This window comes from Micromonospora okii (genome assembly GCF_020884795.1).
GTDB lineage: Bacteria > Actinomycetota > Actinomycetes > Mycobacteriales > Micromonosporaceae > Micromonospora > Micromonospora okii.
In genome coordinates, this window is record NZ_BBZF01000014.1 from 410,120 (window position 1) to 426,852 (window position 16,733).

The window sequence follows — 16,733 nt, forward strand, 5'->3', positions numbered from 1 at the left end:
ACCTTGTTAACGCATACGGTAGAGAAGGGCTCCCTTCTCACCCCAACCCGCGCCCGCGTGCGCCGGCGCGGCGGCGCAGGAGGCGGGCGCGGGCTAGAGCGAGCGGTGGGCCTGGATGGCGCGACGGCGGGCCAGCCGGTGGGCGCGGCGGATCTCCGCCTCCCGGTAGCGGCGCTCGTCCTGCGGGGTCTCCGGCAGCACCGGCCGGACCGCGCGGGGCGCGCCGCCCACGTCGACCCCCACGAAGACCAGGTACGCGGTGGCCACCCGGACCGGCTCCTCCTCGGCCGAGTCCCAGCGCTCGGCGACGACCCGCACGCCGACCTCCATCGAGGTCTGCCCCGTCCAGTTGACCTGGGCGTGGGCGTGCACGAGGTCACCCACCCGCACCGCCTCGGAGAAGACGATCTCGTCGATCGCGGCGGTCACCGCCGTGCCGCCGCTGTGCCGGGCCGCCGCCGCGCCCGCCACGTCGTCGACGAACTTCATCAACACCCCTCCGTGCACGGTCCCGTACAGGTTGACATCGACGGCGGTCATGATCCGGCTCAGCGTGACCCGGGAGTAGGACGTGGCCTTGCCCTGCGGCGGGGCGGAGGGATGATCTGTCATGCCGGAAACGGTACGGTGCGCCAATGCGACATCTCTGGAGCTTCCTCGCCGGGTTGGTGGTGGCGCCCGTCACCTGGGTGCTGGTCACCCTCGGGCAGGACGGGTCGACCCGCACGATCAGCCGGTGGGTGGAGATCGGCACGTTCAACACGGCCAACCTGATCGAGCCGGCCGTCTACCTGGCGGTCGCCGGCATCCTGCTCGGCCTGCTGGGCACCCTGCGCGTCTCGCCCCTCGGCCCGCTGGTCGCCGGGCTGCTGCTCATCGCCCCGTACGTCGGGACGTTCGTCGCGCCGTTCGAGGTGCGCGACCGGGTGCCCGAGGGCTGGAAGGTGCTGGGCGACCCGCTGCCGCTGCACCTGCCGGTGCACAACGGCACCCTCTTCCTGATCGGCGCGCTGCTGGTGATGGCCACGTTCAGCGGGCAGCGGTGGCGGCGCTGGCCCCGGCCGGTCGCCGAGCCGGCGAGCCCACCGGCGGGCGGGCCGGAGGAGAACGACGTCACGCTCACCGACTGGCCCCCGGCCGGCAGCGGCGGGGACGACCGGGACACCCCCCTGCTCGGCCTGGGCTACCCGGACCGGACCCCGCCCGAGCCGCTGCCGAGGCGTACGGCCGGGGAGTCGCCCTGGTCGGCCCCGCCGCGCGCGGCGAGCCGCTCCGAGGACACCACGCAGGAACTCCGCTAGCCGGTACGTCGTCGGTCATGGGTTCGCGGCGAGCGGAACGCGCGACGCCCCCCCATGATCGACGCGCCGGCCTCAGTCCTCCTTGCCCGACCGGGCGAAGCCGATGGTGTAGCCGGCGTGAGATCGAAGGCCCGCGCGTCAGGCCGAGGGCAACTGCTCCCGCGCCCGAGCGCTCCCGGGCGACCGCCGGCAACGCATCCACCAGGCACCTCCACGACCGCCACGAGTTGCGCCGACCGCTCTCGATCAGCCCTTCAGGAGCTGCCGGGCCATGACGATGCGCTGCACCTGGTTCGTGCCCTCGTAGATCTGGGTGATCTTGGCGTCGCGCATCATCCGCTCGACCGGGTAGTCGCGGGTGTAGCCGTACCCGCCGAGGAGCTGCACCGCGTCGGTGGTGATCTCCATGGCCGCGTCGGAGGCGAAGCACTTGGCCGCCGCGCCGAAGTACGTCAGGTCGGCGTCGCCCCGCTCGGACTTGCCGGCGGCGGTGTAGGTGAGCTGGCGGGCCGCCTCCAGCTTCATGCCCATGTCGGCGAGCATGAACTGGATGCCCTGGAACTCGGCGACGGGCCTGCCGAACTGCCTGCGCTCCTGGACGTACCCCTTGGCGTAGTCGAGCGCGCCCTGGGCGATGCCGACGGCCTGCGCGGCGATCGTGACCCGGGTGTGGTCCAGGGTCTTCATCGCGGTGGCGAAGCCGGTGCCCTCGGCGCCGATCATGCGGTCGGCCGGGATGCGGACGTTGTCGAAGTACACCTCGCGGGTCGGCGAGCCCTTGATCCCGAGCTTCTTCTCCGGCGCGCCGAAGCTGACGCCCGGGTCGGACTTCTCCACCACGAACGCCGAGATGCCCTTCGATCGGGCTGTGGGGTCCGTCACGGCGAAGACGGTGTAGTACTCCGACACGCCGGCGTTGGTGATCCACCGCTTCACGCCGTTGAGCACCCAGTGGTCGCCGTCGCGGACCGCCTTCGTGGTCATCGAGGCGGCGTCGCTGCCCGCCTCCGGCTCCGACAGGCAGTACGAGAACATGGCCTCCCCGGCCGCGACCGGGGTGAGGTAGCGCCGCTTCAGCTCCTCCGAGCCGGCCAGCAGCAGCGGCATCGTGCCCAGCTTGTTCACCGCCGGGATCAGCGACGACGACGCGCAGGCCCGCGCCACCTCCTCGATCACGATGGCCGTGGCCAGGGCGTCCGCCCCGGCGCCGCCGTACTCCGCCGGGATGTGCGGGGCGTGGAAGTCGGCGGACCGGAGCGCGTCGTACGACGCCTTCGGGAACTCGCCGGACTCGTCCGCCTCGGCGGCGTGCGGAGCGACCTTGGCGGCACAGACCTCCCGCACCGCCTCCCGGACCGCCTCGTGCTCCTCGGGCAACCGGTACACGTCGAACGACTGCTCTGCGGCCATGTCGACCCCTCCCCTTCACCGCTATCATGCGCAGTCTGTACCGTCTCGGAACCGCCGACCGCGCAGACTGAAGGATAGCGACCAGCGCTCGGGTGATCCTTACCGCCGCGTAGGCTCTGGCCTGACGGAGGCGTCGACGCGGCACGGCGAGCAGTAAACGACCCACATCCCCTTCGGTGCCCCGGCCAGGCGCCGCAGCCGAATGCGACGCGAGGAAGCGCCGCCAGCGCGAGCGGAGAAGACAGGCGTGACGATCCCGTACCCGAACACCCAACCGATGCCCGCCATCGCCGCGGTGACGCCGCCGTCGGGCGCGGCCCGGCCCCGGGTCACCTTCCTCGGCACCGGGTACCTCGGTGCGACGTACGCCATCTGCTATGCCGAGCTGGGGTACGAGGTCCTCGGCTTCGACGTCGACACCGACAAGATCGCCAAGCTGAACGCGGGCGAGGTGCCGATCCACGAGCCCGGCCTCGACGAGCTGCTGCGGCGCAACCTGGCCGCCGGGCGGCTGCGGTTCAGCACCGACATCGCCGAGACCGCCGAGTTCGGCGACGTCCACTTCATCTGTGTGGGCACCCCGCAGCGGGCGGACGGGATGGGCGCCGACCTGTCGTACGTCGAGGCGTCGGTCACCGCCCTCGCCCAGCACCTCACCCGCAAGGCGCTGATCGTCGGCAAGTCCACCGTCCCCGTCGGCACCGCCGAGTGGGTGGAGCAGCTCGTCGGCAAGCACACCCCCGCCGACCTGGGCGTCGAGGTGGCCTGGAGCCCGGAGTTCCTCCAGGAGGGCTTCGCCGTCGACGACGTGCTGCGCCCCAACCGCATCGTCGTCGGGGTCAAGAGCGAGTGGGCCAACGGGATGCTGTACGCCGCCCACAAGGGCGTATTCGACCTGGCCGCCACCGAGGACCGGGAGGTCCCGCTGGTGGTCACCGACTTCGCCACCGCCGAGCTGGTCAAGGTCGCCGCGAACGCGTTCCTGGCCACCAAGATCTCCTTCATCAACGCGATGGCCGAGGTCTGCGAGGCCGCCGGCGGCGACGTCACCCAGCTCGCCAAGGCCATCGGGTACGACCCGCGCATCGGCAACCGGTTCCTCCAGGCCGGCCTCGGCTTCGGCGGGGCCTGCCTGCCCAAGGACATCCGCGCCTTCCAGGCCCGGGCGCAGGAGCTGGGCGCCGGGGAGGCGCTGCGCTTCCTGCACGAGGTCGACCTGATCAACCTGCGCCGCCGTACCCGGGTCATCGCGCTCGCCGCCGAGCTGCTGGGCCGCCGCTCCGGTCCCGCCGGGCCGGACCTGTCGGGCACCCGGATCGCCGTGCTCGGCGCGACCTTCAAGCCCAACACCGACGACGTACGCGACGCGCCGGCCCTCGCCGTCGCCGGGCTGCTCGGCAAGGCCGGCGCCCAGGTGCACGTGTACGACCCGGAGGGCGCCGAGAACGCCCGCCGGGTGGCCCCCGAGCTGACGTACGAGCCGAGCATGGCCGACGCGGTGACCGGGGCGGACCTGGTCTGCGTGCTCACCGAGTGGGCCGACTTCCGCAACGCCGACCCGGTGGCCCTCGGCGAGCTGGTCGCCGGCCGGCGGGTGGTCGACGGCCGCAACTGCCTGGACTCGACACTGTGGACGCAGGCCGGCTGGGAGTACCGGGGCATGGGCCGCCCCTGACCCCACCGGCGACACCCTCGACGGCCGGCTGCGGACCCCTCCGCGGCCGGCCGTCCGCCTCTGCCCCTCCCTCCGCCGCCGCCGCGCGTCTCCCCCCTTTCCCCGCGGCTCACGGTCCCCTCCCTCGCACTGCGGGTGTGACATCGACCGGCTGTGGTCTTTTCGTCACCGGCAAACCGCCGACAGGAGTCGAAATCCGGGCCGGCGCAGGGCATGCTGCGACAGTGGGACGGTCCACAGTGCGGGCCAGCCGGGTGGAGGGGTGTCGTGCAGACCTTTCAGTGCTCCTCGTGCGGCCGGGAGATCAAGCCCGCCGCCCAGTGCCCGCACTGCGGCGCGCACCAACCCCAGTGGGCCGGGCACCTCGCGGAGGTCGAGCGCTCGATCGCGGAGATGAAGGCCCGCGAGGCGGCCATCGCCGCCGAGCAGCGGCAGATCGCCGCGAAGATGCAGGCGGCGCTCTTCCAGCGGGACGTCCTGACGCACGCCGGTGAGGAGCGGATCAAGCAGGCCACCCGCCCCCGGAGGGTGCTGCGCCGCAAGCCCCACCGCCGCCCGCCGACCGCCGCCCCCGGCGCGCCGCCCCGCGTGCCCCGGCAGGGCGCCGCCCCGCCCGGCCCGGAGGGCCCGCCGCCGCCCCCGCCGCCCCCGCCCTCGGCGGCCCGCTGGCTCGACGCCGACGACCCGGAGCACCCGCCCGAGGCGTCCTCCCGGGAGGTGCAGAACATCCCGCTCGGGCTGGGGGCGCTGCTGCTCGCCGTGGCCGCCGTGGTCTTCGCCGCGGTGGCCACCAGCTCGATGGACGCCCTGTCCCGGCTGGGCATCCTGCTCGTCGCGACGGTGCTGCTCCTGCTCGCCCCGCCGGTGCTGGCCCGGCGGGGGCTCACCTCGACCGGCGAGACGGTCGCCGCCGTGGGCCTGCTGCTGGTCCCGCTGGCCGGGTACGCCCTCTGGGCGGTGGACCGGATCGGCGGCGGCGCGTCCGGGGCGGTCTTCGCCGCCGTGATCTTCGCGATCACCGCCGCCGTCGGTTTCGGCTACGCCCTCTGGACGGGGCTGCGCGCGCCCCGCTTCGCCACCGTGCTGGCCGCGCAGCCGGTGCTGCCGCTGCTGGCGTACGAGCGGGTCGACGGGCCGGCCGGCTGGGCGCTGGTGCTGACCCTGGTCGCCGTGCTCGACCTCTGGCTGGCCCGCTCCCCGGTGACGGTGGAGCGGCCGGTGCGGCGGGACCTGCCGGTCACCCCGGCCCCGCCGCCCCGACGCGCCACCGGGGACGCCGACCCGCCACGGAGCGACGGGCCGACGGAGGGCCCCGGGCCCGCCCGGGACGGCCGGCCGGAGGGCGCGCCGGAGGAGGCCGGCGAGGTCCTCGACCCCACCGGCCGCGCGCCGGCCGCCGCGCCGGCCCGCCCCGTCCCGGCGCTGCGCGAGCTGACCTGGCTGCTGCACGGCGTCGCGGTGGCGCTGGCCCTGGCGTACGCGCTGACCGCGCTGCTGCGCGCCGGCACGGTGCCGGCGGCCTCGGGCGCGGGCGCGGCCCTGGTGCTGGCCGCGCTCGTGGGGCTGGTCGGGGCGCTGGCGCTGCGCCGGGCGCCGCTGCCGGACGTGGCCGCCGGCATCCTCACCCTCGCGGTGATCGGCGCGCTGGGCCGGGTCGCCTCGGTCGCCTTCCCCGGCCGGTCGCTGCTGCTGATCGCCGCCGTCATCACCCTCACCGGGCTGGCCGTCCGGGCCGTACCGGAGACGGCCCGGCGCGGGCCGCAGCTCGCCGCCGCCGCGGCGCTCACGGTCTGCGGCCTGGTGGTCGCCGGCGGGGCGCTGCGCGCGGGACTGGCCCCCGTCAGGGCGGCCACCCCGGCCTGGGACGCGGAGCTGGGCCGGTACGCCGCGGAGCTGGCCGCCGCCGTGGGGCCGGCGGCCTGGCAGCTCGCCGCGAGCGCCTTCCTGCTCACCGTCGCCGCCGTGCTGGCGCTGCCCCGGGAGATCCGCCGCGAGTTCGCGGTGGCCGGGGCCGCGCTGACCGCGCTCGCCGTCCCCGCGTCGTTCGGGCTGGGCTGGGCGGCGGCGCCGTGGCCGATGGTGCTGACCGCGATCGGCATCGGCGCGGCCGGGCTCACCGCGACCACGCGGCGGGCCGCCACGGCACACGCGGTCGCCGCCGCCGTCGTGGGCCTCTTCGGCGCGGGCGCGGGGCTGGCCCGGCCCGGGCTGACCGCCGCCGTGCTGCTGGCGATCTTCGTGGCCGGCGGGCTGGTCGCGGTGGCGCCCCGGGTCCGGATCACCCCCGCGACCGCCGACGTCGTCTCCACGTGGGCGGCCGGCGGCGCGGCATTCGCGCTGCCGGGCGCGGTCGCCGCGTTCGTCGCCGCGACCGTGCCGACCGACCCGACGCCGACCCCGGCGAGCCTGCGCGAGGCCACCGTGCCGGTGCTGGCGGCGAGCTTCCTCGCCGTCTGCGTCACCCTCGGGTACGCCGCCATCGTGCAGGTCTCCGAGCGGCGCATCCCGACGCCGCTGGCGCTGGGGACCGGGCTCGGCGCGGTGACGGTGACCGCCGCCGCGTTCGTCGCGCCCGGCGCCACCGCCGCCGACGCCTGGGTCGGCGCGCTGCTGTTCGTGGCCGGCACGCTGGTCTTCCTGGCCCCGTCGATCGACGCGGGGCGACGCTCGGACGTGACGCTGGACGGCTCCGACCTGGCCGCCGCCGCCGTCACCACGGCGCTGGTCGCCACCCTGGTCCGGATCGCGGCCGTGCTCACCCCCGGCGGGCAGCTCGTGGTGGCCGCCGCCCTGGTGGCGGTGGTCGCCGTCGCGGCGCGGGCGATGCCCGAGGAGTGGCGGCGCGGGCCGATCGTGGGCCTCACCGTGGGCGGCGTCCTGATCGGGCTGATCGCCGGCTGGAGCGCGCTGCGCGGGGGCTGGGGCGCGCTGGCCACGCCCGGCCCGATCTGGGCCGGCGACCTCTCCGGCTGGCCGGCCGCGCCGACCGGCGGGTCCACCTGGCAGGGGCCGGTCGCCCTGGTCCTGCTCGGGCTCGCGGCCGGGGTGCTGCTGCCGCCCCCGTGGAAGTACGACGTCTCGGGCGTCGCCGCCGTCCTCGCCACCATCGGCGTGCCGGCCGCCTTCGACCTGCCGTGGTGGTCGCCGGTGCTGGTCGGCCTGGCGGTCGCCACGGCCTTCGGCACGGCCGCTGCGGCCTCGGTCGACCCGCGCGCCGGGCTGTCCCGGGCGGTCGTGGCCGGGGCGGTCGCCCTGCACGCGACCGGCGCGGGCCTGGTCCGGCCGTGGACGACCGCGCTGGCGCTGGGCGGCATCGCGCTGATCGGCGTCGTCGTGGCGGTGCTGGCCCGGGTCTTCGCGGCCCCGCTCGTCTCCGACGTCGAGGCCGACGGGCTGCCGCCGCACCTGGTGCAGATCGGCGGCGCCGCCGTCGGCGGGGCGCTGCTCGCGTTCCCCGGCGCGGTGGCCGCCCTGGCCGCCGGGTACGGCCGCCCGCCCGAGGTGGTGCTGACCGCCGCGCTGGCGGCCTCCAGCCTGGGTCTGGCGGCGATGGCCGCAGCCCGCCGGCAGGCTCCGCAGTACCTCCCCTACGCCAGCGCGGCCGTGGTGGGCGGCGCGACGATCAGCGCGGTGGCCGCCATCGTCTGCGGCCTGCCCTTCGGGGTGTACGCCGCCGCCGGCGCCCTGCTCGGGGTGCTCGCCGAGATGGTCCGCGCCGCCACCGTGCCGCCCGCCGGCTCGGCCCGGCCCGTCCGGCGCTGGACGGTGCTGCTGGACGGCGCGCTGCGCCGGGCGCCCGACGACGACGGGACGGAGGTGCGCTGGCGGGTCAGCCCGGGGATCGGGGCGCTGGCCGCCGCCGCGCTGCCGACGCTGCTGGCCGTGGCGTCGCTCGCCCCCGCGCTGGAGGCGGCGCTGGTCGAGCCGTACCGCTCGCTGGGCCGGGTCTGGCAGGGGCCGCCGCCGGAGCTGGTCACGCCGTCGGCCGACGCGGTCGACCCGACGCACGTGCTGACCGCGCTGCTGCTCACCGTGACGGCGGCGCTGGCCGCGGTCGGGCTCAGCGGCGGCCGGCGGTCCCGGGCCGTGCCGGTGGTGCTCCCCGGCGTGGCGGTGACGCTGCTGATCGCCCCCATCGCCCTCGGCCGGGGCTGGCCGGAGAGTGTGCTCGCCGCCCTGTCGGTCTTCACCGTCGCGATGCTGGGGCTGGCGCTCACGCCGCCCCCTCCGCTGGCGGAGCAGGCCCGCTCGCTGCGGGCCGCCCGGGTGGTGGTCTTCGTCATCGGGCTCGCCGGAGGCGGGGCGGGGCTGCTCGGCGGCCTGGCCACCCGGGAGCTGACCCTGTTCACCCTGGGCGGCGCCGTGGGCGTCGGTGCCGTCGCCGCCCTGTACGGCGTCACCCAGCGGGCCCGCATCCTGGGCTGGTTGTTCGCGTCGCTGTCGGCGCAGCTCTTCGTCCTCGTGGCGAGCCTAGTGGCCGGGCTCGCGGCCGTCTGGGCCGCGTTCGGGGTGCTGGCCGTCGGGGCGGCCCTCCAGGTGTTCGCCGCGACCCTGCCCCGGCTGCGCCGTCCCGAGGCGCAGCGGGAGGCGGCCACCGTGGAGTGGAGCGGGTACGCCGCCGCCCTGATCGCCCTGGCGCTGGCCTTCGACTCGCCCCGGCACATCGCCGCGCTGCTGGCCGCCTGGGGCGCGGTGCTCGGGGTGGCGGCCACCCGGCCGAACCGCCGGCCGGTGGAGCGGCGCATCCTGTTCTGGGCGGTGGTGTTCTGCGAGATCGTCGCCTGGTGGATCCTGATGCGGGTCGCCGACGTGGCGCTGCCCGAGGCGTACACGCTGCCGTTCGCGGCGCTGGCCCTGCTCGTGGGGGTGCTGGAGCTGCGGCAGCGGGCGGACCTGTCGAGCTGGGTGGCGTACGGGCCGGCGCTCGTCGCCGCGTTCGTGCCCACCCTGGCGATCGTGCTGGCCACCGACTCCAGCACGCTGCGCCAGGTGCTGCTGCTGCTCGGCGCGGTGGCGGTGCTGATCTTCGGCACGACCAGCCAGCAGCAGGCCCCGGTGATCGTCGGTGCAGTGGTGACCGCCGTCACGGCGGTGCACGCGCTGTTCAGCCTCGGTCCGTGGCTGGTGCTGATCCCCGTCGGGCTGGTGCTGCTGGTCCTCGGGGCGAGCAACGAACGCCGCCGCCGCGCCCAGGAACGCCTCCAGACCGCCCTGCGCGGCATGCGCTGACAGGTGCAAGGAAGGGCCCCTTGTTAACGCTTCCGGTAGAGCAGGGGCCCCCTGTTAACCACCCGGAACCCGGCGGGCGGGCTCCGGCGGCGCCCACCCCGGCGGGGCGGCTCAGCCGAGGGAGGCGTGCAGGGCGGCTTCCTTCTCGGCGACCAGCTTCTCCAGGCCCTCCTGGTACGCGACCATGCGCGCCCGCAGGTCGGCGTCGGCGGCGGCCAGGATGCGGACGGCCAGCAGCCCGGCGTTGCGGGCGTTGCCGATCGACACGGTCGCCACCGGCACGCCGGCCGGCATCTGCACGATGGAGAGCAGGGAGTCCATCCCGTCGAGGTGCTTCAGCGGCACCGGCACGCCGATCACCGGCAGCGGGGTGACCGAGGCGACCATGCCCGGCAGGTGGGCGGCCCCTCCGGCCCCGGCGATGATCACCTTGAGCCCCCGGTCGGCGGCGGTGCGGCCGTACTCGATCATCTTGCCGGGGGTGCGGTGCGCCGAGACGACGCCGACCTCGTAGGCGACGCCGAACTCGTCCAGCGCCTCGCCGGCCGCCCGCATCGTCGGCCAGTCCGAGTCGCTGCCCATGATCAGCCCGACCGTACTCATGGGGTCCCCTCCCGGAGCCAGCGGGCGGCCCGCGCGGCCCGCTTCCGTACGTCGTCCAGGTCGTCGCCGAGCACCGTGACGTGCCCGATCTTGCGGCCGGGGCGCACCTGCTTGCCGTACAGGTGGACCTTGGCGCCCGGCTCGGCGGCGAAGAGGTGGTGCAGCCGCTCGTCGATGGACATGCCGCCCGGCTCCCCGCCGAGCACGTTCGCCATGACCACCACGGGGGCGGCCAGCGAGGTGTCCCCCATCGGGTAGTCGAGGACGGCCCGTAGGTGCTGCTCGAACTGCGAGGTCCGGGCCCCCTCGATGGTCCAGTGCCCCGAGTTGTGGGGGCGCATCGCCAGCTCGTTGACCACGAGCCCGGCCGGGGTCTCGAAGAGCTCCACGGCGAGCAGGCCGACCACGCCGAGCGCGGTGGCCAGGTCGATGGCGAGCTGCTGAGCGGCGACCGCCCGCTCCTCGGGCAGGTCGGGGGCCGGGGCGAGCACCTCGACGCAGATGCCGTCGACCTGCACGGTCTCCACCACCGGGTACGCGGCGACCTGCCCGAACGGCGAGCGCGCCACCTGCACGGCCAGCTCCCGGCGCAGCGCCACCCGCTCCTCGACGATCAGCGTGGTCCCGCCGGCCAGCAGGGTGGCGGCCAACTCGCTGGCCTGCGCCGCGTCGGAGACCATCCAGACGCCCCGGCCGTCGTACCCGCCCCGGGCCGCCTTGAGCACCACAGGCCAGCCCCGCTCGTCGCCGAAGGCGACCAGGTCGGCGGGGTCGGCGACGGGCCGCCACGCCGGGATCGGCGCGCCCAGCTCGCCGAGTCGCTCCCGCATGACCCGCTTGTCCTGGGCGTGCAGCAGCGCGTCGGCCGGCGGGAAAAGCTTCACCCCCTCGGCGGCGAGGGCGCGGATGTGCTCCGTCGGCACGTGCTCGTGGTCGAAGGTGACCACGTCGCAGTTCTTGGCGAAGGTGCGCAGGGCGGCGAGGTCGGTGTGGTCGCCGTACTGGACGTCGGCGGCGACCAGGGCCGCGCCGTCGTCCGGGGCCTGCGCGAGCACGCGCAGCGACTGACCGAGGGCGATCGCGGCCTGGTGGGTCATGCGGGCCAGTTGGCCGCCCCCCACCATGCCGACAACAGGCAGACCGGTTCGGGTATCCATCTCGCCCACCAGCCTAGCGGCGGCCCACCTCGGGCCCGGGGCCGAGGTGGGCACCGCCCGGGCGAGGCGGCCCCGCCGCCCCAGGCGGGGTGAGAGGGGAACCCTTCTCTACCGCAGGCGTTAACAAGGGGCCCTTCCTTACAACTGGGCGAGCAGGTCTTCGACCGTCGTGACCGGGCGCTGGCAGACGAAGCCCCGGCAGACGTACGCGGTGGGCCGGCCGTCGACCAGCGGGCGGTCGGCGAGCAGCGGCACGCCGGGCTGGTCGGGTCGGCCGGCGACCAGCACCGCGCCGGGCGGGGCGTGCCGGTACGCCGCCGCGACGAGCGGGTCGCCGGCCGGGTCGTCGGTCACCACGGCGATCTCGTACGGCCCGGAGAGCAGCGCCTCGCCGACGGTGGCCGCGTACCCGGTGAACCGGGCGTGCCGGGCGACGATCGGCGCGACGGTGGCGAGGGTGGACTCGGCGGCCTCCCGGTACCGGGTCTCGCCGGTCAGCGCCGCGTACGTCACGAGCGCGGCGACGATCGCCGACCGCCCCGACGGGGTGGCGTTGTCGGTCGGGTCGGCCGGGCGGGCGACGAGGCGCTCGGCGTCGTCGGCGGTGTCGTAGAAGCCGCCGCCGGGGGCGGCGAACCGGGCCAGGGCGGTGTCGAGGAGCCCGCCGGCCAGCTCCAGCCAGCGCCCCTCGCCGGTGAGCTGGTGCATGGCGCAGAACGCCTCGGCCACGCAGCCGTAGTCCTCCAGCACGCCGGCCGGCTCGCCGACCACCCCGTCCCGGGAGACGCGGCGCAGCCGGCCGTCGACCAGGTGGACCCGGGCCAGGTGCTCGGCGGCCTCCCGCAGGGTGCCGTCGGCGACGATGGTGACGCCCTCCAGCAGGTTGGCGTCGGCCTCGTCCTCGCCGAGCCCCCGCGCCTCGACGAGGCGGACGAACTCGGCGAGCGCGGTGATCGCCAGGCCGTTCCAGGCGGCCACCACCTTGTCGTCGCGGGCCGGCTGGGGGCGGGCGTCCCGGGCGGCCAGCAGCCGCCGGACGACGTCCTGCCACCGGCCGCGCACCTCCGGGTCGGCGTCGTCGACGTCGCGGGCCAGCCGCAGCACGCTCGTGCCGTGCTCGACGCCCCTCCTTCCGTCCGGAGCGCCGCCTTGCGGCGCGGAGGCGGAATGAGGGGCGAAGGTGCCCGACTCGGTGACGGCGAAGAGGTCGGCGGCCCAGCGCCCGTCGGACTCGCCCAGCACCTCGACGAGCTGGGCCGGGGTCCAGGCGTAGGTGAGCCCCTCGACGCCCTCGGTGTCGGCGTCGAGCGCGGAGGCGAAGCCCTCGCCGGGCCGGTGCAGCTCGTCGGCGAGGAAGCGGGCGGTGTCGCGGGCGACCCGGCGGGCGAGCGGGTCGCCGGTGAGCCGCCAGAGCTGGGTGTAGAGGCGCAGCAGCAGGGCGTTGTCGTAGAGCATCTTCTCGAAGTGCGGCACGGTCCAGTGCTCGTCCACCGAGTAGCGGGCGAAGCCGCCGGCGAGCTGGTCGTGGAGCCCGCCCCGGGCCATCGCCTCGGCGGTGTGCCGGGCGATCTCCAGGCTCTCGGCGGAGCCGGTGCGCTGGTGGTGGCGCAGCAGGAAGAGCAGGTTCATGTGCGGCGGGAACTTCGGGGCCCCGCCGAAGCCGCCGTTCGTCGCGTCGTACTCCCGGGCGAGCTGGGCGGCGGCGGAGTCGAGCAGCTCGGCGGTGAGCGGGGCGGTGGGCCCGCCGACGGCCTGCGCCCCGCCGATCGCCTCGACCACGGCGGAGCCCTGCCGCAGCACCGCGTCGCGCTGCTCCCGCCAGGCGGTGCCGACGGACTCCAGCAGCCGCACGAAGTTGGGCTTCGGAAAGTACGTGCCGCAGAAGAACGGGGTGCCGTCCGGGGTGGCGAAGACCGTCATGGGCCAGCCGCCCTGCCCGGTCATGGCCTGGGTGGCGGTCATGTAGACGGCGTCGACGTCGGGCCGCTCCTCGCGGTCCACCTTGATCGCCACGAAGCCCTCGTTGACCAGCTTTCCGACGCCCGCGTCCTCGAAGGACTCGTGGGCCATGACGTGGCACCAGTGGCAGGCCGCGTACCCGATCGAGACGAGCACCGGCACGTCGCGCCGCTTCGCCTCGGCGAACGCCTCGTCGCACCAGGGCCACCAGTCCACCGGGTTGTCGGCGTGCTGGAGCAGGTACGGGCTGGTGGCGCTCGCGAGTCGGTTCACCGGTCGACCATATCCAGTCCGGGCCGCTCCCACCCGGCGTCCCCCGGAGCTCCTCCCCCGCCCGAATCCATCGATTCCCATGCCCCGAGGGCGGTCACCGGAGCGGCCGGACGCGTCAGGAGGCGCCGTCGGCGCGCAGCGGGAGGACGTTCGGCCGGGCGGTGTCGAGCAGCGTCCCGAGCACCGCGCCGATCTTGTCCGCCGGCATCGGCTTGAAGAAGTGGTACCCCTGGGCCGCCGTGCACCCCAGCTCGGCCAGCGCGAGCCGCTGCTCGGCGGTCTCCACGCCCTCGGCCACCACCCGCAGGCCCAGCTCGTGCGCGAGCCGCACGGTCGCCCGGACGATCGCCGCCGCCTCCGGCGAGTCGGCCATCCGGATCACGAACGAGCGGTCCACCTTCAGCTCGTCCACGGCGATCCGGGTCACGAACGCCAGCGACGAGAAGCCGGTGCCGAAGTCGTCCACGGCGAGCTGCACGCCCATCCCCCGCAGCGCGGCGAGCACGTCGTCGATGACCTCCAGCTCGCTCATCACCACGGTCTCGGTGATCTCCAGCACCAGCCGGTGCGGCGGCACCTGGTGGCGGCGCAGCGCGTCGCCGATCTCGGCGGGCAGCCCGGGGTCGAGCAGGCTGCGGGCCGAGAGGTTGACCGAGATCGGCACGTCCAGCCCCTGCCGGGCCCAGTCGGCGGCCACCGCGAGGGCCTTGTCCAGCACGTACCGGGTGAACGTGCCGAGCTGCTCGCTGTGCTCCACCGGCCGGATGAAGTCGTTCGGGCCGAGCCAGCCCCGGCGTGGGTGCCGCCAGCGGATCAGCGCCTCCACCCCGGTCGGCGCGCCGGTGGCCAGGTCCACCGCCGGCTGGAGGGCCAGCACGAGCTGGTCGTCGGCGGCGAGGGCCTCGCGCAGCTCCGCGAGCAGCGCGAGGTGGTCGGTGCTCGCGGCGTCCCGGGAGCTGTCGTACGCGGCGACGTTGCCGCCGCCCTCCTTGGCCTGGTACATGGCGATGTCGGCCCGGCGCAGCAGCTCGGTCAGGTCGGCGGTGCCGGCGTCGGCGACCACCACCCCGACGGAGACCTCGACGGACATCCGCACGCCGGCCACCTCGGTGGGGGCGGCCAGCCGCTCGGCGATCTCCCGGGCCTGGCGCAGCGCGTACGCCATCGGGGCGGTCCGGCCGCCGAGGACCGGGACCGACGTCAGCAGCAGGGCGAACTCGTCGCCGCCGAGCCGGCCCAGCAGGTCGCCGCAGCGGGTCAGCGGGCCGAGCCGGTTGGCGGCGAGCCGCAGGAGCTCGTCGCCGGCCGCGTGGCCGAGGGTGTCGTTGACCTCCTTGAACTGGTCGAGGTCGAGCAGCAGGAGGGCCACCGGGTGGTCGTGGGGGCGCTGCCGCAGCGCCTGGTCGCCCCTGCCGAGCAGGGCAGCCCGGTTGAGCAGGCCGGTGAGCGGGTCGTGGACCGCGTCGTACGACGACCGGGCGGTGACCAGCCGCAGCTCGCGGTGGGTGGCGCCGTCGTGCAGGGCGGCGGCGAGGGCGTCGGAGAACGCGGCGACGGCGTCCTGCTCCCAGGCGCTGGGCGGCGCCGAGCGGGGAAAGCGGACCCGCAGCACGCCGACCCGGTTCGCGTCGACGGAGAGCGGGCGGACCAGTACGTGCCGGTCGGAGACGGCCCGGGCGGGCGGGTCGATCTCCTGGTCGACCACCTGGCCGCCGCGCTCGCCCCGGTAGCGCCGCCAGCGGCCGTCGCCCCGGGCCACGTCCACGTCGACCAGTTCGGCGCCGAAGAGGGTCAGCGCGCCGGTGACGGCGGCGGTGGCGACGCCGCGCTCGTCGAGCCGGTTGAGCGTGGCGGTCGTCTCGGCGAACGTCCGCCAGGTGCGCTGTTCCTGGTCGGCGCGGAGCTGGTGCCGGTAGGTCTGCTGGAGCAGCCAGAGCCCGGGCGGGAACAGCAGCAGCCAGCGGGCGTCGACCTCCAGCAGCGCCACCACCGACAGGCCGACGGCCACGTTCCCGATGAACATGAGCGGCTTGCTGCGGAGCGCGGCGGCGGCCGGCGGGCCGATCGACACGCCGTGCCGCAGCGCCACGCCGGCCCCGCCGAGCCAGGCGGTGGCGAGCAGGTACGCCACCGAGCCCGCCGCCAGGGCCAGGGCGAGTTCCGGGGTGAGGGGCGCGAGCAGCGGCGCGCCGAGGGCGGTGGCGACCGTCGCGGCCAGGGCCGTGGCGACGGTCAGCGAGGCCGCGATGCGGACGGTCTCCAGCGGCGATCGGTGGTCGGCGGCCAGGGAGAGCACCACCCACGCCGCGCCGGCGCCGAGCAGCGTGGCCGCGGGGAGCCAGCCGGCGGGGACCAGGTGGAGGCAGACGACGAGCGCGGCCTCGCCCCAGGTGATGCTGACCATGCCGCTGGCGGTGCGGAACCGCAGCCGGGCGAGCTGCGCGACCGCGACGACGGCGGCGCCGAGGCCGAACCGGGCGGGCGCCGGGAGCGGGTCGTCGGGCGGCAGGTGGGTGGGCAGGATCAGGCCGACCGCGGCGGCCACCAGCGCGACCAGCGCCACGGCGGCGGTCAGCAGGACCACCCGGTACGGGGTGCCGCGCACGCCGAGCCGGTCGAGCGGACCGCCGGCCCGGCCGGAGGTCATCGGCCTCCCCCGTCCGCCGGTCGAAGCCCGGCACGGCGGGCAGCCCTCGCTGACCCGGTCATCGGCGCCCCCTCCCGCGCGCGGCTCGAAGGGCAATCTGGCCCCCGGCGGGAAGGCTAAGCCAAAGCCGGTGCCCGCAACAGGGGGCGATGACCGACTTCGGCGTGATTCACGCGCGGATCATCCCTCCCGGCGCTGCTCCTGGCCCTTCGGGGCGGTTCCGCGTGAGTCCCGCTCCGACGTCCCGTCTGCCGGATCGAGGACGGTGGCGTCGGCGCGGCCGACCTCGGCCGGGTCGCCCGCCGCCGGGAAGCGGTCGGGCAGCCGGCGCAGCCGGGTGTTCATGTTGCGGATCAGGAGCGCGGTGGCGGTGCCCAGGACCAGGATGAGGAAGAGACCCATCGGACCGGCTAGGCCACCCGTGCGGGTGTCCCCGAAGTTGTTCTCCGCGAGCACCTGGGCAGCGGTCAACATGGTGT

At 75.8% G+C, this 16,733-nt stretch carries 10 protein-coding genes; 3 read left to right on the top strand and 7 right to left on the bottom strand.

Features of this window, described 5'->3' with window-relative positions:
* Positions 1-93: 93 nt before the first annotated feature.
* Positions 94-612, bottom strand: a complete 519-nt coding sequence (locus LPU43_RS08465) for an acyl-CoA thioesterase (RefSeq protein WP_229399693.1) — start codon at positions 610-612, stop codon at positions 94-96.
* Between the two features lie 23 nt (positions 613-635).
* Between LPU43_RS08465 and LPU43_RS08470 the strand changes: the two genes are divergently transcribed.
* Positions 636-1,301 (top strand): hypothetical protein, encoded by a 666-nt coding sequence (locus tag LPU43_RS08470; RefSeq protein ID WP_229399694.1) that lies wholly within the window; start codon positions 636-638, stop codon positions 1,299-1,301.
* A 246-nt stretch (positions 1,302-1,547) separates the two neighbouring features.
* Here LPU43_RS08470 and LPU43_RS08475 read toward each other — a convergent pair whose 3' ends face one another.
* A complete protein-coding gene (locus tag LPU43_RS08475) occupies positions 1,548-2,711 on the bottom strand; it encodes an acyl-CoA dehydrogenase family protein (RefSeq protein WP_229399695.1) in 1,164 nt (387 codons plus the stop codon).
* A gap of 247 nt (positions 2,712-2,958) precedes the next feature.
* Here LPU43_RS08475 and LPU43_RS08480 point away from each other — a divergent pair, with 247 nt between their 5' ends.
* Positions 2,959-4,386, top strand: coding sequence for a UDP-glucose dehydrogenase family protein (locus LPU43_RS08480; RefSeq protein WP_229399696.1), 1,428 nt, complete (start codon positions 2,959-2,961; stop codon positions 4,384-4,386).
* Positions 4,387-4,653: 267 nt separating this feature from the next.
* Positions 4,654-9,615 (top strand): SCO7613 C-terminal domain-containing membrane protein, encoded by a 4,962-nt coding sequence (locus LPU43_RS08485; protein ID WP_229399697.1) that lies wholly within the window; start codon positions 4,654-4,656, stop codon positions 9,613-9,615.
* Between the two features lie 111 nt (positions 9,616-9,726).
* Here the strand turns inward: LPU43_RS08485 and purE are convergent, their stop codons facing one another.
* The 5 genes from purE to LPU43_RS08510 all read right to left on the bottom strand — a co-directional run bounded on the left by purE (position 9,727) and on the right by LPU43_RS08510 (position 16,728).
* Complete coding sequence (gene purE, locus LPU43_RS08490) at positions 9,727-10,218, bottom strand: 5-(carboxyamino)imidazole ribonucleotide mutase (protein ID WP_229399698.1); 492 nt, start codon at positions 10,216-10,218, stop codon at positions 9,727-9,729.
* Positions 10,215-11,375 carry a 5-(carboxyamino)imidazole ribonucleotide synthase gene (locus tag LPU43_RS08495; RefSeq protein ID WP_229399699.1) on the bottom strand — a complete coding sequence of 387 codons (1,161 nt, stop codon included), beginning with the start codon at positions 11,373-11,375 and terminating at the stop codon, positions 10,215-10,217. Before LPU43_RS08495 ends, purE begins: the two co-directional genes overlap by 4 nt.
* 138 nt (positions 11,376-11,513) lie before the next feature.
* Entirely contained in the window at positions 11,514-13,607 is a 2,094-nt protein-coding gene (locus LPU43_RS08500; RefSeq protein ID WP_229399700.1) for a thioredoxin domain-containing protein, read from the bottom strand.
* Between the two features lie 115 nt (positions 13,608-13,722).
* Entirely contained in the window at positions 13,723-16,254 is a 2,532-nt protein-coding gene (locus LPU43_RS08505; RefSeq protein WP_229399701.1) for a putative bifunctional diguanylate cyclase/phosphodiesterase, read from the bottom strand.
* Positions 16,255-16,434: 180 nt separating this feature from the next.
* A complete protein-coding gene (locus LPU43_RS08510; protein WP_229399702.1) occupies positions 16,435-16,728 on the bottom strand; it encodes a hypothetical protein in 294 nt (97 codons plus the stop codon).
* Between the last annotated feature and the right edge of the window lie 5 nt (positions 16,729-16,733).